At 52.1% G+C, this 25,020-nt stretch carries 26 protein-coding genes; 18 read left to right on the forward strand and 8 right to left on the reverse strand.

The window, feature by feature from the left end; all coding sequences use genetic code 11:
- Positions 1-108: 108 nt before the first annotated feature.
- From PsAD46_RS14875 to PsAD46_RS14895, 5 genes are all read left to right on the forward strand, one after another.
- Positions 109-1,599 (forward strand): leucyl aminopeptidase, encoded by a 1,491-nt coding sequence (locus PsAD46_RS14875; RefSeq protein WP_063307250.1) that lies wholly within the window; start codon positions 109-111, stop codon positions 1,597-1,599.
- Between the two features lie 721 nt (positions 1,600-2,320).
- Positions 2,321-2,770, forward strand: coding sequence for a DNA polymerase III subunit chi (locus PsAD46_RS14880; RefSeq protein ID WP_063288455.1), 450 nt, complete (start codon positions 2,321-2,323; stop codon positions 2,768-2,770).
- Positions 2,767-3,459, forward strand: coding sequence for a methyltransferase domain-containing protein (locus PsAD46_RS14885; RefSeq protein ID WP_063307251.1), 693 nt, complete (start codon positions 2,767-2,769; stop codon positions 3,457-3,459). The genes PsAD46_RS14880 and PsAD46_RS14885 overlap by 4 nt, the downstream gene beginning before the upstream one ends.
- Before the next feature lie 76 nt (positions 3,460-3,535).
- Complete coding sequence (locus PsAD46_RS14890) at positions 3,536-4,090, forward strand: ATP-binding protein (protein ID WP_063304771.1); 555 nt, start codon at positions 3,536-3,538, stop codon at positions 4,088-4,090.
- A gap of 110 nt (positions 4,091-4,200) precedes the next feature.
- Positions 4,201-4,653 (forward strand): hypothetical protein, encoded by a 453-nt coding sequence (locus tag PsAD46_RS14895; RefSeq protein WP_063291864.1) that lies wholly within the window; start codon positions 4,201-4,203, stop codon positions 4,651-4,653.
- 77 nt (positions 4,654-4,730) lie between these two features.
- On the opposite strand, the gene PsAD46_RS14900 is transcribed toward PsAD46_RS14895, so the two are convergent.
- From PsAD46_RS14900 to PsAD46_RS14910, 3 genes are all read right to left on the reverse strand, one after another.
- Positions 4,731-6,617: an ABC-F family ATP-binding cassette domain-containing protein gene (locus PsAD46_RS14900; RefSeq protein WP_057465405.1), complete on the reverse strand. Its 1,887-nt coding sequence runs from the start codon at positions 6,615-6,617 to the stop codon at positions 4,731-4,733.
- Between the two features lie 120 nt (positions 6,618-6,737).
- The gene (locus PsAD46_RS14905) at positions 6,738-7,175 is read right to left on the reverse strand and encodes a DUF1801 domain-containing protein (protein WP_063307252.1); all 438 of its coding nucleotides are present in this window, start codon (positions 7,173-7,175) and stop codon (positions 6,738-6,740) included.
- A 106-nt stretch (positions 7,176-7,281) separates the two neighbouring features.
- Positions 7,282-7,815, reverse strand: coding sequence for a DinB family protein (locus PsAD46_RS14910; protein WP_057465351.1), 534 nt, complete (start codon positions 7,813-7,815; stop codon positions 7,282-7,284).
- Positions 7,816-8,308: 493 nt separating this feature from the next.
- On the opposite strand from PsAD46_RS14910, the gene ndk reads away from it, so the two are divergent.
- Complete coding sequence (ndk, locus tag PsAD46_RS14915) at positions 8,309-8,731, forward strand: nucleoside-diphosphate kinase (protein WP_057465350.1); 423 nt, start codon at positions 8,309-8,311, stop codon at positions 8,729-8,731.
- Between the two features lie 221 nt (positions 8,732-8,952).
- Entirely contained in the window at positions 8,953-9,426 is a 474-nt protein-coding gene (locus tag PsAD46_RS14920; RefSeq protein ID WP_057465349.1) for a heme-binding protein, read from the forward strand.
- 104 nt (positions 9,427-9,530) lie between these two features.
- Here the strand turns inward: PsAD46_RS14920 and PsAD46_RS14925 are convergent, their stop codons facing one another.
- Entirely contained in the window at positions 9,531-9,968 is a 438-nt protein-coding gene (locus PsAD46_RS14925) for a hypothetical protein (protein WP_063307253.1), read from the reverse strand.
- 162 nt (positions 9,969-10,130) lie between these two features.
- On the opposite strand from PsAD46_RS14925, the gene PsAD46_RS14930 reads away from it, so the two are divergent.
- From PsAD46_RS14930 to PsAD46_RS14950, 5 genes are all read left to right on the forward strand, one after another.
- Positions 10,131-12,116, forward strand: coding sequence for an inositol phosphate phosphatase SopB (locus PsAD46_RS14930; protein ID WP_063307254.1), 1,986 nt, complete (start codon positions 10,131-10,133; stop codon positions 12,114-12,116).
- 369 nt (positions 12,117-12,485) lie between these two features.
- The gene (locus PsAD46_RS14935; RefSeq protein ID WP_208980904.1) at positions 12,486-13,097 is read left to right on the forward strand and encodes a TetR/AcrR family transcriptional regulator; all 612 of its coding nucleotides are present in this window, start codon (positions 12,486-12,488) and stop codon (positions 13,095-13,097) included.
- 238 nt (positions 13,098-13,335) lie between these two features.
- On the forward strand, positions 13,336-13,944 hold the full coding sequence (locus tag PsAD46_RS14940) for a TetR family transcriptional regulator (RefSeq protein WP_063288462.1): 609 nt from the start codon (positions 13,336-13,338) through the stop codon (positions 13,942-13,944).
- A 486-nt stretch (positions 13,945-14,430) separates the two neighbouring features.
- Positions 14,431-15,045 (forward strand): TetR/AcrR family transcriptional regulator, encoded by a 615-nt coding sequence (locus PsAD46_RS14945; RefSeq protein ID WP_057465344.1) that lies wholly within the window; start codon positions 14,431-14,433, stop codon positions 15,043-15,045.
- Positions 15,046-15,278: 233 nt separating this feature from the next.
- Complete coding sequence (locus PsAD46_RS14950; RefSeq protein ID WP_244273214.1) at positions 15,279-15,872, forward strand: helix-turn-helix domain-containing protein; 594 nt, start codon at positions 15,279-15,281, stop codon at positions 15,870-15,872.
- Between the two features lie 117 nt (positions 15,873-15,989).
- Here PsAD46_RS14950 and PsAD46_RS28610 read toward each other — a convergent pair whose 3' ends face one another.
- Positions 15,990-16,262, reverse strand: coding sequence for a hypothetical protein (locus PsAD46_RS28610; protein ID WP_244273220.1), 273 nt, complete (start codon positions 16,260-16,262; stop codon positions 15,990-15,992).
- Here PsAD46_RS28610 and PsAD46_RS14955 point away from each other — a divergent pair.
- The 3 genes from PsAD46_RS14955 to PsAD46_RS14965 all read left to right on the forward strand — a co-directional run bounded on the left by PsAD46_RS14955 (position 16,218) and on the right by PsAD46_RS14965 (position 18,312).
- Positions 16,218-16,754: a TetR/AcrR family transcriptional regulator gene (locus PsAD46_RS14955; protein ID WP_244273218.1), complete on the forward strand. Its 537-nt coding sequence runs from the start codon at positions 16,218-16,220 to the stop codon at positions 16,752-16,754. The genes PsAD46_RS28610 and PsAD46_RS14955 overlap by 45 nt on opposite strands.
- 228 nt (positions 16,755-16,982) lie before the next feature.
- Positions 16,983-17,525, forward strand: coding sequence for a TetR/AcrR family transcriptional regulator (locus tag PsAD46_RS14960; protein ID WP_063288464.1), 543 nt, complete (start codon positions 16,983-16,985; stop codon positions 17,523-17,525).
- Between the two features lie 223 nt (positions 17,526-17,748).
- Complete coding sequence (locus PsAD46_RS14965) at positions 17,749-18,312, forward strand: TetR/AcrR family transcriptional regulator (protein ID WP_057465341.1); 564 nt, start codon at positions 17,749-17,751, stop codon at positions 18,310-18,312.
- Between the two features lie 18 nt (positions 18,313-18,330).
- Here the strand turns inward: PsAD46_RS14965 and PsAD46_RS14970 are convergent, their stop codons facing one another.
- Entirely contained in the window at positions 18,331-18,948 is a 618-nt protein-coding gene (locus PsAD46_RS14970; RefSeq protein ID WP_063288465.1) for an HAD-IA family hydrolase, read from the reverse strand.
- A gap of 223 nt (positions 18,949-19,171) precedes the next feature.
- Here PsAD46_RS14970 and PsAD46_RS14975 point away from each other — a divergent pair, with 223 nt between their 5' ends.
- Both PsAD46_RS14975 and PsAD46_RS14980 read left to right on the forward strand, forming a co-directional pair.
- Positions 19,172-21,265, forward strand: a complete 2,094-nt coding sequence (locus PsAD46_RS14975) for a molybdopterin oxidoreductase family protein (RefSeq protein ID WP_063307256.1) — start codon at positions 19,172-19,174, stop codon at positions 21,263-21,265.
- Between the two features lie 237 nt (positions 21,266-21,502).
- Positions 21,503-22,726, forward strand: coding sequence for a hypothetical protein (locus PsAD46_RS14980; protein WP_063307257.1), 1,224 nt, complete (start codon positions 21,503-21,505; stop codon positions 22,724-22,726).
- Positions 22,727-22,883: 157 nt separating this feature from the next.
- On the opposite strand, the gene purN is transcribed toward PsAD46_RS14980, so the two are convergent.
- Entirely contained in the window at positions 22,884-23,537 is a 654-nt protein-coding gene (gene purN, locus PsAD46_RS14985; RefSeq protein WP_063307258.1) for a phosphoribosylglycinamide formyltransferase, read from the reverse strand.
- Positions 23,534-24,619 carry a phosphoribosylformylglycinamidine cyclo-ligase gene (gene purM, locus PsAD46_RS14990; protein WP_063291875.1) on the reverse strand — a complete coding sequence of 362 codons (1,086 nt, stop codon included), beginning with the start codon at positions 24,617-24,619 and terminating at the stop codon, positions 23,534-23,536. The genes purN and purM overlap by 4 nt, the downstream gene beginning before the upstream one ends.
- On the opposite strand from purM, the gene PsAD46_RS14995 reads away from it, so the two are divergent.
- A complete protein-coding gene (locus PsAD46_RS14995) occupies positions 24,618-24,941 on the forward strand; it encodes a hypothetical protein (protein WP_153039902.1) in 324 nt (107 codons plus the stop codon). The two genes, purM and PsAD46_RS14995, sit on opposite strands and share 2 nt — an antisense overlap.
- Positions 24,942-25,020 lie beyond the last annotated feature (79 nt).

A 25,020-nucleotide genomic window follows, 5' to 3' on the forward strand; every position in this document is an offset into this window, starting at 1 on the left:
TCTGCCATGAATTTTAAGAGTAGCTGGACCACACGTCCGCCTGTGGTTGCTAGCATATTCTGCTAGAAATTGCCTATCGCAGGTCATCCCGAGGAAAGAAACGACATAATGACGCAATTCACATCCATTAAGATCGCGCAGTATTCTGATGCAACAGCACCCGTTCAGGTCGTCTTTGCAGGTGAAGAACTCAGCTTTGCAGCAGAAGCTGAGGGTGTGATGGGCTCCGCTGGAAAAACTGTTGAGCGCGCCGCTAAAACTGCTGATTTCACAGGTAAGAAGTCCGGTATCATGCACTTGCTCGCTCCAGAAGGTATGGATGCAGACCGTTTGATCGTTGCAGGCCTTGGCAAAGTTGACGATCTGAAAGAGCAGGACTGGGTTAACCTGGGCGGTGAAGTTGCTGGCAAATTGCTCGCGCTCAAAGCGGAAGGTGCAGAAGTGACCTTCCCAGCTGCCGCAACAGCTCAGCAGGTAGCTGATTTTGCGCAGGGTGCTTTGCTGCGTGGTTACAAGTTCGACACCTACCGCACTGTTAAGAAAGAAACAGACGGCGACAAGGCCTGCGAAATCACGCTGAAGGTGCAGGATGCAGCAGCCGCTGAGCCACTTTGGGCAGAAGCTGAGGCTGTGGCAGAAGGCACACTTCTCGCACGTACTCTTGTTGATGAGCCTGCCAACACGCTTGGCCCGGTTGAGTTCGCTGCAAAAGCTCAGCAGCTCTCTGAGTTCGGTGTGGAAGTTGAAATCCTCGATGAAGCAGAGATGCAGGAACTGGGCATGAATGCACTGCTGGCCGTTGGTCAGGGGTCAGTTCGTCCTTCCCGTTTGGCAATCATGAAATGGCATGGTGGCAAGGAAGGCGAAGCTCCAATCGCATTCGTTGGTAAAGGCGTTGTTTTTGATACCGGTGGTATCTCCCTGAAGCCGGGCGCTGGCATGGAAGACATGAAGGGCGATATGGGCGGCGCAGCAGCTGTCATCGGCCTCATGAAAGCTCTTGCAGGCCGTAAAGCTGCAGTCAATGCAATCTGCGTGCTGGGTCTGGTAGAAAACATGCCGGATGGTAACGCGATCCGTCCGGGCGATATCGTCAAAACAATGTCTGGTCAGACCGTTGAGATCCTCAACACCGATGCGGAAGGCCGCTTGGTGCTGGGTGATGCGCTTTGGTACACACAAAGCCGTTTTGAGCCGAAGTTCATGGTAGACCTTGCAACACTGACAGGCGCTTGTCTGGTTGCACTGGGCGGCCATCGCGCAGGTGTCTTCTCTGCTGATGATGAGCTGGCTGCGCAGATCTGCGAAGCTGGTGAAACCACTGCAGAAAAAATGTGGCGTCTGCCTTTGGGGGATGAGTACGACAAGATGGTCGACACCCCAAATGCCGATATGCGTAACACCGGTGGCAGCCGTTGGGGTGGTGCAAGCACTGCAGCTGTTTATCTGCAGCGTCACACCAATGAGGCCAAGTGGGCACACATCGATGTGGCCGGCACTGCAATGGGCTCCAAGAAAAACGCAATCTCTCAGGGCTGGGCATCCGGTTTCGGCGTGCGCGCACTGAACCGCTTGATCAAAGATCATTACGAAGGCTAAGCCTTGCATCAGGCAACAAAATGCCTGCGCTAAATTAAATGAAAAAAGGCCGGTCACAGAAGCTGTGGCTGGCCTTTTTTGCTGCTCATCACTGAGACAACAGAGACTTCTCGATGACGGCAAAAAAAGAACCCCACTTCAAACTGAAGAGGGGCATTCTTGATCTTAAAAGAGTTCAATGCGCTAAGCGCTATATTCAAAGAAAATTTTATATTTGAAAGAATTAGTTGGCTTTCCAGTCAATCAGCAGGTCTGATAATGAGTACAGGAGCTGGAGGCTTCTGGAAGCATTGCACCCACTGCAGCTGTTACGCCAACAAGACCGGATACAAGAGCAAAGAACAATACAATACGCGCTGCCATTTGGTCGTTTCCTAAATATACAATGCCTGCGGTCCCACAACACCACAGAGATGAGAGCATTTCACTCTCCATAATTTGGCGTCGGTTTCGCTAAGCTTAACACCACACCGAAATTCCCCAGGAATGCGGTCAAGTCTAGCCCTTTAAAGCGTCTGGGTTGGGTTTATCAACGATTCCTATGAATATCCCGATGTAATTGGGATCATTCACGACAATTTTTAGGATAAAATGTGGTCAATTGAGAAACACAGTGATTTGGGCTTTACATATTCCATGCGCAGCCTGATGCAGCATGCGTCGCACGGCGTATTGGGCTGCAGGACGCAAAAAGCCTGCCGGATAAACGGGAAACCAGAATATGAGTGAAGTGCTGTTCTACCAGCTCTCTAAATTTCCGCTGGAACGGGCCTTGCCCACTCTCCTTGAAAAGTGCTTGGAGAGAGAATGGGTTGTGACCATCCAGTTTGGAACGGAAGCACGGTGTGATGCCATTGATTCTTACCTCTGGACCTATTCTGATGATGGTTTCCTGCCTCACGGCACCAAAAAAGAAGGCCATCCGGAATTTCAGCCCATCTACCTGACAACGGAAAACGACAACCCCAATGAGGCAATCGTCCGTTTTTTGGTGGACCGCGCACCGTTGCCCGATCCGGCGCAGTACAAGCGCGTTGTTTATATGTTCGACGGCAACGATCAGGATGCCTTGCAAGAAGCCCGGCAGCGCTGGCTTGAGGTCAAAAACGGCGACCACGAACTCACATACTGGGCGCAGACCGACAATGGCGGGTGGGACCGGAAAGCATGACCACTGACGACATAGATCATCGCAAACAACTGCGTGCGCGTCTGGATACGCTGGAAGGTGCAAATGGTGGTGGCTGGGAAAACCGCAAAAGCTGGTTTGAGCAAGTCTACACCACTGCCGATGGCGACACCAACGAGATCCCGTGGGCCGAGCTGAAGCCAAAAGCGCCATTGGTGGAATGGCTGGAACACAACAAGGGTGAGGGGCGCACCGCGCTGGATGTGGGCTGCGGGCTGGGCGACAACGCCAATGCGCTTCATGAGGCTGGTTGGAAAACCTCCGCCTTTGATGTAGCGCCCACAGCTATCGAATGGGCGCAAAAGCGCTTCCCATCTGGTGAAATCGAGTTCCGTTGTGCAGATCTGTTCAACCCGCCAGCAGATTGGGTTGGCAAGTTCGATCTGGTCTACGAATGCTTTACCCTGCAGGCCATCGGCATCGAAATGCGTGGTGATGTGGTCAAACCTCTCAAAAGCCTCGTCGCCCCCGGCGGCTCGCTGATCATCCTTGGGCGGTACTATGATGGCACCGGCGACCGCTCTGGCCCGCCATGGCCACTGACGGATGAAGAGATCGCAGAGTATTACGGTGATGGCTTCGAAGAGGCTTCAAGAACAACCTTCGTTCAACACAAAGACGATGGCCGCAACATCCCCCACATCTGGCTGGAGCTGAAACGCAAGGGTTAGAGCCGAGTGTCAGTAGAGAACAATCAAGCGCCTCACTTCGAGCACGGAGAGAGACGTTTTATCTTCAGGGGGCAGCATGAGGATTGCAATCACTGGAACCCACGGCAGCGGCAAAACAACACTCATAGAGGACTTCGCCGATCAACACCTGAACTATGAAGCCACTCAGGAGCCTTATTGGGACCTGGCAGAGCAGGGCGTTGCACTCTCAGATGAGCCCTCCATCGAAAGCTTCACAGAGCAGCTGAGCCACAACCTGAAAACGATCCTCACTTCCGGTGCAGAGCAAAACATAATCTTCGATCGCTGCCCGCTGGATTTCATGGCTTATTTGGAAGTGCTGAGTGAACAAGACGACGATGAATGGGAGCCGTCAGGTCAGCTCCTGAGGCAGATCGAACAAGCCCTCACCACACTGGACCTGATCATCTTCCTTCCGCTTATCTCACCTGATGAGATCACCACCACCATCGAATACCCCAAACTGCGGAAACAAACCGACACCCGTCTGAAGCAAATTCTTCGCGATGACACGCTCGGATTGCTGGATGTCCTGCCCGAAACGGTGGAGCTGACAGGTTCGAAAAGCGACCGAATGAAAGCCCTGTCAAAACTGGTTTCTAAGGCCTAACATGGTGTGAGCCGTTCACTTGAATCAGTTTGTGAAGCCGGTGAATCTGTATATTAGAAAATTAAGTTAACCGATTGTTATAACTAACTTATTGAATTGGAAGAGGCCTGATGACGCAACCGCTGGTGAAGCTTGGGCTGTTGGTGTGTTTGCCAATTCTCTTGCACACTTTCGTCCCTATGCAGGCTTGGTGGCCTGCGCTCAGATATTCAAGTTCCTACAAGCAAGATGCTCAAAAGCGCGCTGTTGAATTTGCAAAGCTCAGTCTCGAGGTTGCGGGCAAAGCGATCGTGGTTATGAACGAGCGCGACAAAAGCCATATCCTCAGCGAGCGCACACATTTAAAACTGCTTAAGTTGCAGGGCGACAGGCGCGAGCCATCTCTGGTCGCAATGCATTGCAAGGGAAGTGTCTGCACCAACCAGCCAAGTGACGCTTACTTCGCAACACTCATGTTAGTCTTGACTGCTTTGATCCTGGCCTTTGCCATGAAATTTGGGCTACGCCGGTCCTTCCCGTTGGGGGAAGCTACCGACATAGGTATGTCCGACAGGGATGCATAAGGCGCTCTACACGTAGCAATAAAAAACCCGGCACTGCTTCCAGTCCCGGGCATAACAATCTCTCGAAAGCGATAAGCCTAGCCGCCTGTCAGCTCTTCCAGTTCAGCGGACATCTTCAGCCAGTTCTCTTCGGTCTCTTCCAGCACCTTCACATAGGCGGCACGGCGGATGGCGTGTTGTTTTGCTTTGTCCGGTGCCTCGGTGTAGATGCGCGGATCAGCCAGCAGGGCATCTAGCTTTTTGATGTACTTCTGGTACTTGGAGATCTCTTTTTCCGCAGCTTCAATGTTCTTTTTCAGCGGTGCAGTTTTGGCACGGCGCTCAGCAGCTTCCTTACGGCGCGCCTGCGCATTCGCTTTCTCGCTGTCCTCCTCAACCGCGACTTTGGACTTGGAGCCACTGTCGCCCTTCAGGATCAGCTTGCGGTACTCCGCCATGTCGCCGTCGAAGTTTCTTACACCACCATCGGCAACCAGCCACAACCGGTCTGCACAGGCCTCTACCAGATGCCTGTCATGGCTGATGAGAATGACCGCACCGTCATAATCGTTGATCGCATGCACAAGGGCTTCGCGGCTGTCGATATCAAGGTGGTTGGTCGGCTCATCGAGGATAACAAGGTTCGGTCCGTGGAACGTGGCAAGGCCCAGCAGCAACCGGGCTTTCTCACCACCGGAAAGATCCTTGGCAGGGGTCAGCATCCGGTCTGTCGGCAAACCAAACCGGTCCACACGCGCGCGGATTTTGGATTCCAACGCACCCGGCATTAGCGGACGCACATGCTCAATCGGATTGCTCTCCGGCATCAGGTCATCCAGCTGATGCTGCGCAAAAAACGCAGTGCTCAGCTTGGTGGCCTTAGTCATATCACCAGACATCAATCCAAGGCGCCCGGCAATCAGCTTGGCGAAGGTCGATTTACCGTTACCATTGGCACCAAGAAGAGCAATGCGGTCGTCATGGTCAATGTTCAGCGTCAGGTTCTTCAGGATCACCGTGTCATCATAGCCAACAGAAGCCTGTTCCAGCTTGATGATCGGCGGAGAAAGCTTGGCCTCAGGCTGCGGAATGTGCAGCTCCAGTCCTGAACCTTCATCCAGCACGGAAATTGGCTGCATCTTCTCAAGCATCTTGATACGAGACTGCGCCTGTTTCGCTTTGGTAGCCTTCGCGCGGAAACGGTCAACGAAGCTTTGAATGTGCTTGCGTGCCTTTTCCTGCTTATCAGCCGCCTTCTTCTGCAGCAAAATGGTTTCACGGCGCTGACGGTCAAAACTGTCATAACCACCGCGATAGAAGGTGAGCTTGCCCCCATCCATATGCACGATGCTGTCGACCGCATTGTTCAAAAGGTCGCGATCATGGCTGATCAGAACAACCTGATACGGATAACGCGCAATGAAGTTCTCCAGCCACATCGTACCCTCAAGGTCGAGGTAGTTGGTCGGCTCATCAAGCAGCATCAGGTCTGGCTTGGAAAACAACAAGGCTGCAAGCGCAACACGCATACGCCAACCACCGGAGAAGTTGGCACACGGCTGCTGCTGTTCGTCATAAGAAAAGCCCAGTCCGCTCAGGATCGCAGAGGCCCGCGCTTCAGCGCTGTGGCTCTCAATATCGACAAGTCGCGTATGGATCTCCGCAATCCGGTGCGCATCTTCAGCCGTTTCGGCCTCAGCCAAAAGAGCGGTGCGTTCCGTATCAGCCGCCAGAACCACTTCCAAAAGCGTTTCCTGCGTGCCCGGCGCTTCCTGAGCCACCTGACCCACGCGGGCCTTTTGCGGCATGTGCACACTGCCGCTCTCAACGGACAGCTCACCGCACAGCAGTTTGAACAGCGTAGACTTGCCAACGCCATTGCGCCCGACAAGACCGGTTTTCGCACCACTTGGAATAGTAACGGAGGCATTGTCGATCAAAAGACGCCCGGCAATGCGATATGTAAGATTAGAAACCTGAAGCATGCCACGCTGTTTGCCCCCTTAAGATACGCTTGGCAAGTCTTGAGAGGAGGCGTGATCGAATAAATTTCTACAGATGCAGGCAAATCACAGGTTTCTGCGCATTTTTAATAGCCGCTAAGCCTACCTCTTCCCATACCTGAACGCCTCAGCCACAAAATGCTCAACCGCATCACGCGGATAATCGCCATCGGAAGGCACCCACAAACACCGGTTTCCCTCAAATGAGAGCACATCGCCATAAAGCGTGCGCATGTCGGCGATGAGCGTTGTCTGGCAGTGCACGAACAGCCCGACCCGATTGCCAAACTTGGGTTTCCAGTGAAGGCGCACCGTGGTGCCGCCATGTTTTGGCAAAGGGCGATAGGAAGGCTCACCCCACTTCAGGGTCTCTGTCAAAGAGGAAGGGCCATGTAAGCGCTGGGCGCAGTCCAGGATAAGCGAGCGCAGGTCCAGCAGGCGGACGCGTTTGTCCTCAGGGTAAGCGGCAAACACCGCCGCAACGTCATCAGGCAAGGGCGCCTGAGCGGACTGTTTGCCGGGCTTTGTAACACGCTCCATAAATGCATCCCTGAAAAGATCATGATCAATACCAGATCATAATTGACCTCTTCAGGGAGAAACAAGAGCACACGCCTGATTATCAGGCGAAATCAGCTGCCTTTCGTCAGGCGGTAATCATGTCCTCTTCTTTTGCCATCCATTGCCCGGTCTCACGCTGGAAGTAGATCATGTCCAGCGCCGCAGGCGTCCGGCCCAGCTGGGTCAGCATGGCATGCACCTGTCCGCGGTGGTGGGTCTGGTGGTTGAAGAAGTGGAACAGCGCAGCGCCAAGGGGCTGCTGCATCACCAGTGGCTTGCGCACAGTGCGATAGATCATGGTGCGCAGGAAGTCTTTCTCCTGCATCTGATCAATTACCGAGCAGATACGATCGTCCAACAGACGGCGCTTTTCCTGCAAGGTTGCAAGGTCGCCGGTCAACTGTTCGTCAAGGCTGTCAATCGGGTCGCCCTGGCCGGTAAAGCGGTAAAGCCAGACTTTATCTGCCACATACTGGTGATCCATGGTGCCATGAATGGAATTGAAATAAACGCCAAGATCACGGTGGTACTCTTCCGCAGTGATCTGGTCGCATTCCTGAAGCAATAGATCGTTAGCCCACTTGTTATAGGAGGCATACATTACAAATGCTGCTTTCATAGGGGTGTCCTCTTGCTATGTCTGTTGCAAGAACAATGCACGCCTTTGAACCTCTATAAATTGACCCATCTCAAACAAAATCAGCCGTAGGGGGAGACGTGTAGTCGCAACCCGAAAGACGTAGTTGTCCATGCAGCGCCAGAACCTGTTGGAACCTCAACTCTTTTCGCCAAAAGCCTGCATTCGCGACATTGCCTCCTTGGGAAAACCTCCCCTTAAAATCAAAGGGGGCCATAAGGAAGAGACGGGAGGGGTGCCTCGGAGCAGGGCTGATAACAGCATTACAACCGTCATCAATGAGTCATAATCGCCTGTTTTCTGCAGTTTTCACGCAGGACAACGTGGGAATACGGATATACCCTCTTGCTTTTTAAGGGAGAGTTTAAGTATATCTCGCGCGAACCTTTGTGGCGCTTTGTTAAGGCGCTACAGGAAAAAGATTTTTAATGAGAGCTGCCCTTCGCAAGCTCGTGACAAACTGCAGGTAATAACGATGGCGATTGAACGCACGTTTTCCATGATCAAGCCGGACGCAACCAAGCGCAACCTGACCGGTGCTATCACCGCTAAGCTCGAAGAAGCTGGCCTCCGCGTTGTTGCATCCAAGCGCGTTTGGATGTCCCTGCGTGAAGCCGAAGGTTTCTATGCAGTACACAAAGAGCGTCCTTTCTTTGGTGAACTGACAGAATTCATGTCTTCCGCTCCAACCATCGTTCAGGTTCTGGAAGGCGAAAACGCAATCGCGAAGAACCGTGAAGTCATGGGCGCTACCAACCCTGCAGATGCTGCTGAAGGCACCATCCGTAAGGAATTCGCTCTGTCCATCGGCGAAAACTCCGTACACGGTTCTGACGCTCCTGAAACAGCTGCTGAAGAAATCGCTTACTGGTTCTCCGGCACCGAAGTCGTAGGCTAATTTAGCTCAGTGATTTCAGCTGTCTGCTGAATTCAAAAGAGACCCGCTTGATGCTTGATTGCGTCAGGCGGGTCTTTTCTTGTCAAAAATTCCATCGTATCGTCAGGCAGTTCATAAAAGTTACTGGATAAACTCAGGTTTGCGCTGGGCACCCTTGCTTCGGACACAATTTTAAAATTAAGTCCGCGCGCACGTGGGAAAACGGAACGCGAGATAAATTCATGAATATTAATGCAAAATCGCTTCTTTTAGGGGCATCTCTGGCACTGGTGGCAAGCGCGGCAACCGCTCAGGACCATACCCGTCCTTACTTGAGCCTTGATGCTGCAGGCAAAGGCGTAAGCGCCTGTGTGGCTCTGGCAAAGGAAAACGGTTGGAACATGTCCATCGTTATTCTGGATCGGGGAGAGGATGTTGTGGCGTCTGCACGCATGGATGAGGCTCTGCCTGCCAGCTACAAAGGCGCAACGCTCAAGGCAAACACATCTTTGTCCTGGGGCATGCCAACAGAGCAGGTGAACGAGGTTCTGGAGAAGGCACCGGTCTTCAAACAGTTCCCGGGTATTCTGGGTATTGCAGGCGGCCTGCCAATCATTGTGGGTGAAAGTGCTCTGGTAGGCGGCATCGGTGTTGCGGGCAGCTCCATGGAAAATGACGCTGCCTGCGCAAAGGCAGCTGTAGAAGCCATGCGCTGATCTCAGCAAACCGAGTGAATTTAGCAAAGCCAGTTCCGTTTGTGCGGAGCTGGCTTTGTTTTTGCGCTATCTCTGTCTCAAAGGCACGAGGCCAGCTTCAGGAGTTACATCCACATTTGCGGGTGGTCCTGCCCCGACAACTCAGGGGCCGCACCGGCTTTCACTTCTGCATACCATTCTGAGACCTGAAGGAAGACCGGGAAAACCTGCTTCAGATGCGTGACGTCGATGTCGCTGTCTGGAATGCGGATTTCGCCATAGGCTGAGGAATAGGCAACCTCAAGGCCAAAGGTCAGGTTGTAACCCGCCACATCCAGCGTATTGCTGTTTTGCAGCAGTTCCGTGAGAACACGGGTATCAGTTGGCAAGTCATTGAAGAGAATGCGGAGCACGCACGTTTCTGTGGTCTGATCAAAGCCGAATACCAGAGAGAAATTCTGATTAATTTCAAGCACGAGTTCGCCGTCGAGGTCATCCTCCAGCATCGGGCTTAAATCAATGCTTTCAAGGAATTCATTAGCGGCTGTTTGAAAGTTCGACACGGGTGCTCCTTTAAACGGGATGTTTGATTTGAACTCTGTCTAACAGAGACAATCAACCCACAGGCGTGCCAAAGGGCACATCACGCCTCTCAGCTTTCCATATGCTTTGTCTCAAGAACGCGCTCAAAGCGCCGCTAAAAGACAAAACTAAGGGAACTAGGCATGGGAATTCCGACGGTCGCTGCATCGACAACTGTCCAACCTATTGAAACTACATCTGTAAATCAGGCAAACACCAATACCGCTGAAAACACAGCCGTAAAATCAACTGAAGTGCGGAGCCAGGATGGTGGCCTGTTTAAAATTGTTGCATATGTTAGAGAAAAAATCTCAGGCTCTTCCCATCACAGCTTGGCAGCACGTGTAAACACGCCAGCAGAGGGCAGAGAGACCCAGAGCGTCCTCACCCGCATCAAGGCGTTCTTCACGGGCAGTTCACGTGCATCCCAAGCGGAAACCGCTCCGGCTGCAGCGGGTGCCACTAAACAGTTGGTGAACACAAAAACAGCTCAGTTTACCGAAAACAACAAGAGCCTTGCGACATCTGTCGAAAACATCAAGGAACGGGCCGAAACCCATGTAAGACCAGCCGCACACCACGCTGTTAAAGAATTGCTGAGTGCTGGTGTTTGTGGAAACGGTGATGTCTTCGAGATCAAAGCAGAAGTGGGCATCAACGAAGCGTTTGATCGGTTGGATGCAAAGATTGCAGAAAATCCTGATGATATCAAAGGTGTCGCCAAGGCTTCCAAAGCACTGAACAAAGACATCCAGAAGGAAGTCATCTCAGCTTACAAACTGGCAGCTTCTGCTGAGGGAACAACACTCTCCAAGAGTGATATCAAAACGCTGAAGAAAGAGTTTCAGCAGCACATGTCCGCTCACATAACCCAGTCATTGAACAAGACTGAGGCCAACTGGCAGACCACGACTGAGACCGTCAAGCTGGATGTGGCAACGCAAAGAGAACTGGGTGCCTCTGGCGATGCTGCGCTGACAGAGCGCTCCTTCACAGCCACCACTACACCAGCAGCAAAACTGGAAGTTTTGGCAGGGGGCTATCAGGCCGATGAGAAACACGGCATCAGCTCAACGGCAACCTCTGAAACAGATCACGCGGTAAACCTGTGGGTCAGCGAGCTGAAAGGCGAAACCACCTCCTACGCAGCAGTCCGTCATGGCGTGAACTTCCCGTTCGGCGTCAAACATGATGCTGAGCTGGCCACAAAGGGCGCAGACACCCGAACCCAGGAAGTGGTAACAGCAGCAGCATCCACCAAAGCAGCTGACATTGTAGCATGGCGCACAGATCACCCGGGAGAGCCTTTCCCGCTGAAAATTGTTTCAACCTCACTGCTGACCGCAGCATCCAAGGCAAAGACCTATGAAACCGGCCAGCAGGAAGCATGGGGCCGCGCACAGGGCGAGCAAACCATCACGGTAGACTTGCCGGGTGAAGGCATAACTGAAGTCAATGTAGAGGTCGAAGTGCTGCCGTTCAGCATGGGCGTCAACGGCTTTGCGAAACTGGGATTGTTCTCTGGCTCCATCGGCAAACATCTGGGGGATCGTCTCACCGGCTGGAAATGGGCTGACAACCACAACGAACCGCTCATTGGTAAACTGGACGAAATGGTGGAGCAGGCCAAAGCCGATGCAATAGGGGCCAACGATCCAGGTAAAGTTGCCCGTCTTGAGAGTTACAGCACCCAGCTGCATGAGGCGGTCAATGATGGCAAGCAGCGCCGTTCCGCAGGCAATGCGTATGGAGTTGCCGTTCTGGTCAACCTGATTGCCAATGAAACCGGAGCTGTTCCTGCAATCAACTGCATGTCCGGCAAGGATCGTACAGGCTATCTGGATGCAGCCGTCAAAGCGCGTCTCATGGAAGTGGAAAGCCTGAATGCAGGTCGTCCGCAAAATGATAAGTCGATTGTGCCACAGATCTACGGACAGCGCACAGAAGCGCAAAACGCTCTGATGAGCCTGTCTTCTGAGGTGATGGGCGGTAAGACGGTGCAAAAAGCCTGCACCGGTGTGGCTGGCTATAAGGTTGGTGAAGGCGGAATGTTTAAAGTTCAGGCCAACCTGGACAACGTGCTCGACTCCAAAAGCCTGCTGGGCTTGTCTGCAGCCGTTAAGGCGTAACCACCGCCACACCTCAAAGCAAACGCAACATCAAGAGCGGCCTCAGAGCCGCTCTTTTTTGTGGGGCAAAGAAAGAGACACCCTAATCCCATACGTGAAAGAGGAAGCTGAACATTGGACCTCGTTACCGCTGGGGTATTGGGGAACACCCCAGCAAATCGCAAGGGGCTGCGACAATCTGTCATTATACCTTAGCCGGAGAGACAGGCACCAAAACGCGGCGAAATCGGCTACGGGTTTTTGCATAACAGTTTGATATGCATCAGTAATGTGTGGGTGAAGGAGGTGATATAATGCCAGAAACCCAAGGAAGACCCTTGGTAAAACTATGATTGATTAAAATTTCAATCAATATATATAGTGATCGCTATGGAAATGGAAAAAGCCCCCCGCGGTCGACCCCGTCGGTTGGATAAAGAAAAAATACTGGAGATCGCAAGTGTCCTGTTCTGGCAACAGGGCTATGAGGCGACTTCGATAAATGAGCTAGTCACTGCCATGGGTATTACACCACCAAGTCTGTATGCAGCGTATTCCTCCAAGGAGGAACTGTACCTGGCTGCAATCGACAGGTATTCGGCAAGCTATGGCCGGCAAATGCTGTCTGGCCTTGCTCTGCATTCCTGTGTTTATGAAGCAATCCGGACCGTTCTTTATGAATGTGTGGAGGTTTTCGTCGGTGGAGACCATCCTTCTGGTTGTATGATCGCTACCGGATTGGTCGAAAGTTCTAATGCTCAAGGCGCATTGGCACGTAAATTGGCTGATTTACGCCAGCAAACCATCAAGATCATCGCAGATAAGTTTAAAGCCTGTGAAACCCAGTTTGTCGAAGGAACTGACCTTCCGGCCCTTGCCAGCTTCTTTGGCGCCACAATTCAAGGCATGGCTGTTCAGGCAAGAGACGTTAACTGCCCGACAGAACTGCATAAAATCGCAGAACACAGTTTGAGCGTACTGCAGGCATCTCGTCGTTTCTGATAAAGGAAATGGCGCAAAAATTGCGTTATTAGGCGTGAATTGCTAATAAAATTACGCAATCACGCCTTTTTTATTTTGCAATATTACGCAAACTAAAGAATGTCATTTACATAATATATCAGAGTATCGTGAATGATACTGTTAAGGGTATTTCCCATGCACTCTTGAGTTTGTTGTTCCAAGCCTCCTGTCACCTATGCTTTTGGTATGGATTGCCCAACACCAAGGGAGGCTGACGATGGATAGTGAAACCATTAACTTCACCGAGACGTTCCCACAGTCAATGCAGGAAGCACTCAAAGCATCCCTCAAAGTATTCTGGCGCCTCGGTGTGCATCGCACGTCCATTGATGATGTGTGCCGCCAGTCAGGTGTTTCCTATCATTTCCTCAATGAGAACTTTGAGAGTAAAGAACATCTCTATCGCACTGCAGTGATGTGGTACCTGGATCAGTATGGAAGACAGCTCCTGTCAGAGTTTGCGCTTCACTCCAATCCCACGGAAGCCCTGCGCGGTGCGCTTTACGAATGCATCGGACTGTTCTGCAACAAGCAGTGTGAGCACGCCAAGCTGTTGTCCTACGCTCTGGCAGCCGTCAACAACAGTGACCGGATCCTGATCTCGGAGCTGCTGTCTCTGCGCCGTAAGGTCTACGCCACCATCTTGATGAAGCTGAACAGCAACAAGACCCACTTGAAGGACACTGCAGACATACCCGTGCTGGCGCGCTTCTACATCACAACGCTCAGAGGCCTCGCCAGTCAGGCAGCAGACGGCATCCCAAGCGATGAGCTCTACCGCGTGGCAGATTTAAGCCTGGAGCTGCTGGAAGCCTACCGAAAATGAGTACGCCCAGCACATTTCGACCGAAGAGCCTGACAGAAATGAACATCTGTCAGGCTCTTTTTTTAGGTGAGGGTGCCTGTCAACTTTTGCCCCCCCTTGAGTTGTATTTTTTCAAAAGGCTTTTTGAACTGAGGCTTTGGGGCAGGCAATCATGGCTCGTCTCAGCCTGCCGCTTTAATCTGGACACTCAATTGCCCTGATTGACTTTGTAACAGGCTTCTATTTCGCTGCGACAAACCATCGAAATCTTGCCACAATCGAAGACAGCAGACGTTAGGTCATACTCCTTTAGCAGAACAAAGAATCGATAAAATAAATCGTAATAATATAACACCACAACAGTTGGTTACATCATTTTTCACTAAAGCTGAGGCAAACCGCTCCTCTTTGTTAAGGATAGATTTCGTTCGCCTGAGGGTAAGTTGCTGCATACGTAAATGGGCCTAAGATTGAATGCTCGTTCAATAAAGATACGGGAGATTTTCGATGCAAATCGAGACCGTTAAGACGAACCGACCGACCCCGATCAGTTTGACAAAAACCTTCGAAGCCTCCATCCACGAGTTCTCAAATTTTGGGGTGGAAGCAACGTCGCTTGGGCAAATCAGTACAGCGACGGGCGTTCCAACAGAGCGTTTATCCAAGACCTTTCATGACACGGCCAATCTGTTCTCAAATGTGGTCAAATGGTATCTGACCAGATACGAGCATCAGATCCTTTCCGGCTTTGCCATGCATTCCAACCCTGTCGAAGCCATCCGTATTGCCCTTTACGAATGCATTGAACTGTTTTGCGAAGATGACTGCCCACATGGCAGTTTGCTCTCTGTTGAGCTTATGGAGATTTCTGATACCGACGGCGTCATCGCCAAAGAAATGGCGCACCTCAAAGAGCAGGTCCACGGACGCATCTATCAAAAACTGGAGAACTGCAAACAGCGCTTCACCTCGGGTTTTAGACCCAATGAGCTTGCTGAGTTCTATACCGAAGTCATGGCGATCCTCATTAAGCAGGCTTGTGATGGGGTAGATCGCACCGACCTGTATAATCTCGCTGATGCCAGCCTTGAAAGATTGGAGAACCAGCCTGTCATACACTAGTGCATGTGAGCAAAAACGATCAGAACAAGCGGACTGGCAGCCCTCAGTGTCAGTCCGCTTTTTTGTGAAATAAAACGCTCAAATCCGGCGCGAAATGAGGCTGCGAAAAGGCGAAATACTCAATTTGTCCGGATCTTGTCTATCAGGCCTTAATCGTAATTTTCCTAGCATTAATAATCGGTTGTTCTTTATCCATGGCCGCGTAATATGTACTTATGCCTATAAAGGATGAAATGCACGTGGAAACAATATCTCCGGACATAGAGGCCATGTTGGAAGCCTCGGTCAAAATGTTTTGGAAGCGCGGCTATGATGCCACTTCCCTAGATGATGTCGTGGACGCCATGGGCGTTCCTCATGAATTTGTAGAAGGGGCATTTTCCAATAAGGAAGAACTCTATGCAGCAGCCACAAGGTGGTACCTGCAAAACTATGGCCGCAGGCTGCTTTCTGGCTTTGCTATGCATTCCAACTGCTGTGATGCCATTCGTGTCGCCCTTTACGAATGTGTCGATGTGCTCTGCGATAAAACAGAGTCAGACGGATGCCTTCTGTCATCTGGCTTACTGGAGATCTCCACCCAGGACAGTATTCTGACCAGAGAGATCACCGATCTGCGCAACACCATGGTGGTTGCGATCACGCGCAAGCTTACTGATTGCAAAGAAAGCCTCAAGACCGGTACTGATATCGAAACGCTCGCCCGCTTTTATGCAGCAACCCTGCAGGGACTGGCCAGTCAATGTAAGGATGGCGCCAAAAAAGAACAGCTCTATCGCGTGGTTGATATGAGCATGAAAGTCCTGGATTCCTACCGCATCAATTAAAAGGTTATCTTTATGTTCTCTGTCGATATAAGATCCGGAACATAAAGTGAACATGAGAATTTTGAGGCGTGTAAGGATACTTCAAAAGAATACTCAATCGCAGTCGTTTCAAATCCTTTACAGAAGGTGAAAGTTATAGGTGCAGTAAGCCCTATGTCTTTGCACTGTTGTTTTCCATGTGACCAAAACAGCGTTGAGGAGACCCTCCGACACCATATACTCGCGGCCATGAGACCGTGCGATATGATAGAGGCCGGAAACGTAACTCCCAAAATCGAAAGGCTCTTCGACCAGTGCGTCAAAGTCTTTCTCCTCAAGGGCTACGAAACTTGCACTCTGGATGATATAGGTAAAGCCGCCGGATGCTCGGGAGACTGTGTGAAGGAACACTTCACGTCCAAGCAGGAACTCGCAGCTGAAGCCATGCGCTGGTACTACATCAAGTACAGCCGCCACATGCGCACCGAAATGGCCATGCACCAGGACATCTATTCGGCCATGGAAGCGGTACTGTTTGCTTTCATCGAAATCAGCTGCGATCAGGTCCACGCCAACAAAGGGTTATTTGTCCGCACGTTCATTGACATTTCCAACGTTGATGAGTTCGTCAAAAACTCCTTCGAGGAACTGCAGGATGACTGGGAACATCAGGTTCTCGACAAGTTCAAGCAGTGCAAGCTGGAGCTCAAGGACGACGCCGACATCGAGGTGTTGGCACACTACTTCCTGACAGTGATTGAAGGTCTTTATGAGCTGATCAAATACGGAACCCCGTGTGATCTGATGTACAAGGTTGCAGTTGTGAGTCTCGGCGTTCTGGAAGCGCATATGAAGACCGGCCAGCCCAAGAAAAAGAAGGGCTCCAAGAAGAGATCAAAGTGAGTGCCTCTGCCTTCTCACCGCCCATTGCCTTAGCTCTTTACAGAAGATGAAAGAAATCCACCAAGACGGGAGAGACCTCTTCTGTACTCATTTCCCATAGCGGGAGAACGAGATTGCTGCCTCCCACCCAAAACGTATACTGGCGCCATGTCCTCATTAGATCCCATACGCGATGGTGAATTGTCACCTGAACTCGAAACCGCCTTAGATTCCTGCGTGAAGGTTTTTATGCTGCAAGGGTTCCAGCATTCCACATTGGAAGACCTTGCTGTTGCAAGCGGAAGCTCAAGAGACTTTATCGAGAAGCATTTTGCCACCAAAGAGCAGTTTTGTGCAGCTGCCATGCACTGGTATTTCTCCAAATTCTATCGCCAGCTCCGGTCTGTGCTCGCGCTCCACTCAGAACTGTACCCGGCAGTTGAAGCTGTGCTTTACGAGTTTATTGAACTCTCCCGAGAGCAATATGATGCTGGCACTGCCATGCGGTTCCATACCCTCATGGACATCGCAGAGCTGGACCCGGAATTGTCGGAGGAGTTGCGCAAGATGAAGCTCGAAGGCATGGAGCACTTCATCTACAAATTCACCCAGTGCAAAGGCGAGCTTCAAACTGATGACGAAGCCACATCACTGGCCAAGTTCTACGCAACGATCTTTGAGGGCCTTTCCATCATGGTACAGCACGGCATGTCCCATGAAGACCTTTACAAAATGGCAAATCTAAGCCTGGAAGTGCTAGCCAACCATTTGAAAAAAGGCATCAATTTCTGAAGACGTTTCTCCGTAGAATGATGGCTGCTTCTCAGGTGAAGACACGCAAGACCTGTAAACTCAAAAACACGACGCATCAGGTTCAAATCCTTCCATTGCTTTTAAAGGTCTCTTTGCACTGCCACGGTTCTTCTTTGCAGACCTGACACTGCGCTCATATATTAGAATGGCGTTCTAACTTGAGATAGAGCGGTACTCTCGTCAGGGTTGGAATGGTGTTCTAGTGGCCAATGAAAACAACAGATATCAATCCATACTGGATGCGGCGCTGGAGCTGTTTTTAAAACAGGGCTACACAAGCACCTCGATTGCACAAATACGCAACAAAAGCGGCGCGACGACCGGCAGCATCTATCACTTCTTCAAGGGAAAACCGGATATTGCCGTCGCGCTATGGGATCAGGCGGTCGCCGGTTGGACCAGAGAGACACGCAACACGCCTCAAACCGCTAGCGCTGAAGACACCATCAAAGCCTCCGTCAATGGCTTGCTGCGGTGGGGCAGTGCCAATCCTGATCTGTTTCGCCTCTTTGAGGAGCTGAAGGTCAAAGCCCAGACGGAAGATGAGTTCGAAACCATCAAGCAACAGATGGAGAACGTTCATTTGCAGGGAGAGGCACTCTATGCCACCTGGCAAGTGCTGGGAGCTGTAAAACCTATCCCCTGGTCCGTTGCCTCCGCGCTCATCGTAGGCCCGGCCTATACGCTCTTAAGCACTGAGCGGGTTGTCTGTGATAAAGACAGGCAGTTTCTGGTGAAGATGGCATGGGAAGCGGTGAGGAAGTAAGAGACCCACTAAGATGCACTAAAACGACCCCAGCACCTTGATGATCTGCTCGCGGGTGTTGGGAGTAAAATGCAGCGCCCGCCACCCCATATCCAACGCGGACATAATGTTCTCTTCCCGGTCATCAATCAAAAGCATCCGGTTGGCAGGAACCTTAAGGGCCTTGGTAACATGTATGAAAAACTCGGCGCTGGGCTTGGCCACACCCATACGCCCGGAGGCAAACACCGTCTCCACACGATCCTTGTAACCCATCTGCTCTTCGATATAGCGCGTACGCCGCGCCCCGTTGTTGGTCGCAATCACCTGGCGGACATGGGTCTTGGTAAGCTTGCGCATTAAGGCCAGCAGATCAAAGTCCGGGTGGGCGTCCTTTTCAAACCAGTACAGCAGGAAATGATCAAGGTCACCGGGATAGCCGGTCTTATCCGCCCAACGGGAGAGAAGGTCTCTGAGATCCTCATGCCCAACCAGAACCTCGTTGAAGTCATCCGTAAACATCTCCTGAGCAAAGGTGTGCCATGAGATGCCGAGATCCTCTTCAAACTGCTGTACCCAGATAAAGCGGTCATTGATAATGTTACGATTGAGAACCCCGTCAAAATCCCACGCAATTACGTCGATATCCTGCAACATGGACTGCCTCAAGCTTCAAACCATTCCCTATGAAAGACCAGAACAGGCACCTCTTGCAAGCATTAGGAAATATAGGAACACCGCAAAGACCGCGCAGGACCTCAAGAAATCGTCAATTCAAGAATTTTTTGCCTGCGCTTTCTTGACAATTTGAGTGTTACCCGCGATCTGTCTGTGCAACGAGAACAAGTCTAGAACACCAGTTTTATTGAGTACGCCACGCATGTCTAAGCCCGAAAAACCACAAAGGTTTGCCTCCGCATGTCCACACGATTGCCCGTCCACCTGCGCAATCGAGGTCGAAGTACATGCAGATGGGCGTGTAGGCCGTATTCATGGCACCCGTGACAACGACTATACCGCTGGCGTCATCTGCGCCAAGGTCGCTCGCTATTCTGAGCGCTTGCATCATCCTGACCGCCTGACCAAACCTTTGCGCCGCACAGGGCCGAAAGGCTCCGGCCAGTTCGAAGAGATCAGCTGGGAAGAGGCACTCCAGGAAGTCTCTGAGAAATTCCTGGAGGCTGAGAAGAAACACGGCCCGCAAACCGTCTGGCCATACTTCTTCGCCGGCACCATGGGGCTTGTTCAGCGCGACAGCATCAACCGCCTGCGCAACGCCAAAAGTTATTCCGGCATGTACCAGACCTTCTGCACCAACATGGCGTGGACTGGCTACATCGCTGGCACCGGCAAGCTCGCTGGGCCGGACCCGCGCGAAATGGCTCTTGCCGACGCTGTTGTGATCTGGGGCACCAACCCGGTAGCGACGCAGGTCAACGTCATGACCCACGCCATCAAAGCCCGTAAGACCCGTAAAGCCAGGATCGTTGTCATCGATGTCTATAAGACCGAGACCATGAAACAGGCAGACATCGGCCTTGTCCTGAAGCCGGGCTCCGACGCCGCGCTCGCTTGCGCTGTCATGCATGTTTTGTTCCGCGATGGCTATGCCGACCGCGCCTACATGGAAAAGTACGCCGACGCACCTGCCGAACTGGAAGAACACCTGAAGACCCGCAGCCCTGAGTGGGCCAGCGAGATCACAGGTCTTTCCGCAAAGCAGATCGAAGAACTCGCAAAGTTGGTTGGCGAAACAAAGAAAACCTACTTCCGCCTAGGCTACGGCTTCACCCGCCAGCGTAACGGCGTGGTCTCCATGCATGCCGCCAGCTGTATCGCGGTTGTTGGCGGTCACTACCAATATGAGGGCGGTGGCGCGTTTCACAACAACGGCGCCATCTACGGTCTCAACATGACCATGGTCGAAGCCCACTCGCTCCACGACAGCTCCATCCGCAAACTCGATATGTCTCAGGTAGGTCGGGTTCTTACAGGCGACAGCGAAGCGCTCATGGACGGCCCACCAGTCACCGCCATGCTGATCCAGAACACCAACCCGGTGTCTGTAGCTCCTGAGCAAACCCTCGTAAAAGAAGGCTTTGCCCGAGAAGACCTGTTCACCGTGGTCCACGAGCAGTTCATGACTGAAACTGCCCTCATGGCTGACATCGTCCTGCCAGCAACCCAGTTTCTGGAACATGACGACATCTACAAAGGCGGCGGACATCAGAACCTCCTGTTCGGTCCAAAACTGGTCGACGCCCCGGGCGAAGCCAAACCGAACCTCTATGTGCTGAACGAGCTGATTGAACGCCTCGGCGGGGAAGACCACGAAGCGCACCAGATGACCTCCCGCGAGCACATCGACTGGATGCTCAAGAACTCCAAGTATCCGGGTGGCTTGAGCGAGCTGGAAGAAAACCGCTGGATCGATTGTCAGCCGGACTTCAATGAAGCCCACTACATAAATGGCTTTGGCTATGAGGACGGCAAGTTTCGCTTCAAGCCGGACTGGGCAAAGGTGCCTGCACCAAACAACGGTCCAATGGGCCCATGGCAACAAATGCCAACCCTGCCTGATCATTGGGACATCAATGAGTTGCCGACCAGGGACTATCCATTCCGCCTCGCCACATCTCCCTCACGCTCGTTCCTGAACTCCACGTTCAACGAGACACCAAGCTCTGTGAAGAAGGAAGGCCGCCCAACAGCCATGCTGCATGCTGACGACGCTGCCGCGCTGGGCGTGGAGGAGGGCGACAAGATCATCCTCTCCAACCACCGCGGCGAAGTCATCCTGCACGCCTCCGTGGGCGACCGTCCTCAAAAGGGCACACTCATCGCAGAAGGCATCTGGCCCAATGCAGCACACGAAGGTGGAAACGGCATCAATACCCTCACCAGCGCCGACCAGACAGCTCCGTTCGGCGGCGCTGCCTTTCACGACATCCACGTGGCGGTGCGCAAAGCGTAAGGCAGATATCCTTGGTCTATTGAAGGGGACGATACCGCTCCTTCAGTAGGCATGGACGACAAAAGTGATGATTTTCCTCAGTTCACAAAAATTGAACGCATATGTGAACGAAAAAGAGCCCTCATAGTACTAAGCGACACTCTTAACTCCGCCAGGAATCGTAAAGTAGTTCCACTTAGCGAGTTCTGACTGAATTTGATAACTCTGCGTCAAATTCAAAATAATAAAGGGTGTGCAATGAGCGGATTAACTATTGGTAACTCTAGTAATTTTCACGGTGCTGTTGAAAATCTGGTAAATCAGGCTCGTGTCGAGCATGCAACCTCGTTAAATCTAAATACTGATGACTTGATCGTTTCTATTGGCAGTAAACAAGGCAACCCGCAGACAGGGGAACGGATTTACTCCGTTGTGGTTGACACGCCGCAGCACAAGCGCGGTTTGGGAGATAATCTTAAATCTGCAGCAAGTGCGTTGTCGCATGGCCGCCTTGCCAATGTGAAGCAATCTCTCTCCGACGCGACAAAAAACATCGGGAACCTTCTGGGACGAACCCAAAGTGCTCCGGAACAAGCAAAAGAAAACTGGGCCCCGTTTCTGGAACTTGCAGAGCAGACGATTGCAGACACAATAAAGCACGCCTCATCCGGGACCGAGCGTCTCGTCGATCTGAAAGCGATGATGGTCGGTATTCAAGCAAGCGTTTTTGACAGGACTGAGTTCAACGAGCACGACGGATCTCATCGCACACTGGGGGATGCCGCCAAAGTCGATATCCGCAGCTTGAAAGCCTTGGACGCTGCAGTCTCCAGTGCCCAGAGCCGAATATTGGGGTATGCAAGCAGCACCCGAAGCGCTGAAGTCTCTGGAGTGCAGCAATCGCCTCTTTATGATGTTCCACGCCAGCCACCACAACCTCTATACGATACTCCGCGCCCACAACCGCATCAGTATGATACCCCGCGGCCACAACACCCATACGATCATCTGGAGCCAAAGACGACAGTGGCGCCAACATATGCGCAGTTGAACACAGGGACTGTCTACCAGAACGTGGAAGCACAGAACTTGGGTGAGAACACCGAAAGCTACTCCGTGCGGCGGACTCTGGAAATCACGAATGGTAATTTGGGAACTAACTTCCAAAGCCTGGACGAACTAAATAATTTCATGGAAGGGAAGGAAGCCTACATCGATGGCTATATGGCTCAACTGCAGACATCAGGCGAGTTCAAAACGTTTGAGTCATATTTCGCTCAGTTCAACAGGCCGGTCGCTCACGCATCCCAGCAGGTGACACCGCCAGTGGAACCAACTGTCACCTATGCTGATATGCAGATCGCACCTGATGAAGACGGTATCGAACAGCCTGAAGCTCAGACTGAGCGGAGCACTGCGACGCAATCTCAGTTTGTGAAATTGGATGACTTGGTGCTGCAAAAGGGTGAACTTCGGATCTGACAAGTCTCACAGGTGGTAGCGTAGGACCAACTCCGCTTTCAACGCAGAAAAAACGTAAATCGCGCAAACGAACGCACATAGTAACGCAAACGAAAAAAGGCCGGAGGCGAGAGCGCCTACGGCCTTTTTTGTGTCTCTTTATGAGAACCTTATCTCATTAACAAATAAGGCTTTTATCGTCCTGCTTAGCACCTTCAATCTTCACGCGAAAGCCATCAACGGAAGCTCTGCCACTGGCCACAGCCTCCAAGGCCTTCGGATAGATCTCATGCTCAACCGCCAGCACACGCGCTGCCAGATCATCCGGGTTATCCCCGTCCAGAACGGGGACAGCTCCCTGCGCGATGATCGGACCCACATCCATTTCCGCTGTTACAAAATGCACAGTCGCCCCATGAATGCGAACGCCTTCCTTCAACGCTCGCTCATGCGTATGCAGACCCGGAAAGCTTGGTAAGAGAGCAGGGTGGATGTTGATCATCCGGCCTTGCCACTGGCTTACGAACCACGGTGTTAGCAAACGTAAAAAGCCAGCCAGAACAAGCAGATCTATGTTGTGCTGTTCAAGCATCGCATTCAGATCACGCTCAAATGCCTCACGGTCTTTGCCATAAAGTTTGTGGTCCAACGCAAAGGTGGCAAAACCCTCGTCAGCAGCGCGCTCCAGCCCTTTTGCGTCTGGCCGGTTAGAACCCACCACAACGATTTCCGCTGGATAATCAGGGGTTTTTGCTGCCTCAATAAGAGACAGCATGTTGGAGCCACGCCCTGAAATCAAAACACCTACGCGTTTTTTAGGCTGCGTGCTCATTTAGCAAAACCCAGCGAGCCGTCAAACACAACCTGCTCAGCTCCATCCTGCGCAGCTTCCAGTTTGCCAAGCGTCACAACAGTTTCACCTTCACGCTCAAGCACGTCGCGAACAGCATCCGCTTTGTCTGCCGCAACCGCGACCACCATGCCAACACCGCAGTTGAAGGTACGCAGCATTTCAAACTGTTCAATGCCGCCAGCTTTTGAGAGCCAGCCAAACACAGCAGGAGAGGAAATAGCAGAAAGATCGATCCGTGCAGCAAGCCCGTCAGGCAGAACACGCGGCAGGTTCTCAGGAAGACCACCACCAGTGATGTGAGCCAAGGCTTTGATGCCATTGGTTTCTTTAATCGCGGCCAGCAACGGCTTCACATAAATGCGGGTCGGCTCCATCAGCGCTTCGCCAAGCGTCTTGTCAGCATCAAACGGCGCTTTGTCAGCCCATGTCAGGCCGGAAACTTCAACGATCTTGCGAACCAGAGAGAAGCCGTTGGAATGCACACCGGAGGAAGCCAGACCGAGAAGAACGTCGCCTTCGCCAATATCCTTGGACGGCAGCAGCGTTCCGCGTTCAGCCGCGCCAACGGAAAATCCAGCCAGATCATAATCACCAGCCGCGTACATGCCTGGCATTTCAGCCGTTTCACCACCGATCAGCGCGGCGCCGGAGATTTTACAGCCCTCTGCAATCCCCGCCACAACATCGGTCGCCATGTCCACGTCCAGCGCACCAGTGGCAAAATAATCAAGGAAGAACAGCGGCTCAGCACCTTGCACCACAAGGTCGTTCACACACATGGCAACCAGATCTATCCCCACGCCGCTATGCACGTTGGTGTCGATAGCAATTTTCAGCTTGGTGCCCACGCCATCATTGGCCGCCACAAGAACAGGGTCTTTAAACCCGGCGCCTTTCAGATCAAAAAGACCGCCAAAGCCGCCAATGTCACTGTCAGCACCCGGGCGACGCGTTGCTTTAACCAATGGGCTGATCCGTTTGACCAGTGCGTTCCCGGCGTCGATATCGACCCCCGCTTGTGAATAGGTAAGGCCGTTATTACCGTTCTGGTCCTGGCTCATGGATACTGCTCCGCATCATCAAGAGTATAGCGGCATGACCGCCTATGTAATTTGGCGGCATAAAAACAAAACTGTAGGGAATTGCAAGGCCGAAAGGGGAAGGAAACCACGCTGGTATCTCAGAAAAACGCAGATCTGTGCAGAACCAGCTAAGCTTTTGCAAATTAATGGAGCTTTGAAAAACTCTTCATTTAGGGGAAAGTTTTTCACCCCTCTCAAAGATGCTCCGAAATTAAGCGGGCGAAAAGGTGGAGTAGCTACTCTGGCAAACCTGATGCTGCGACTTGACGTAATCAACCTATGGAAACTACAACCATCTTAAATTTTAAAGATGCCTCTGTGAGCGACCGCGCTGCCGGATAACAGGCAAGCTGATGGGCTCCATGCCTCCACCTGGAGAT

Origin of the sequence: Pseudovibrio sp. Ad46 (assembly GCF_001623065.1) — a bacterium.
Lineage (GTDB): Bacteria > Pseudomonadota > Alphaproteobacteria > Rhizobiales > Stappiaceae > Pseudovibrio.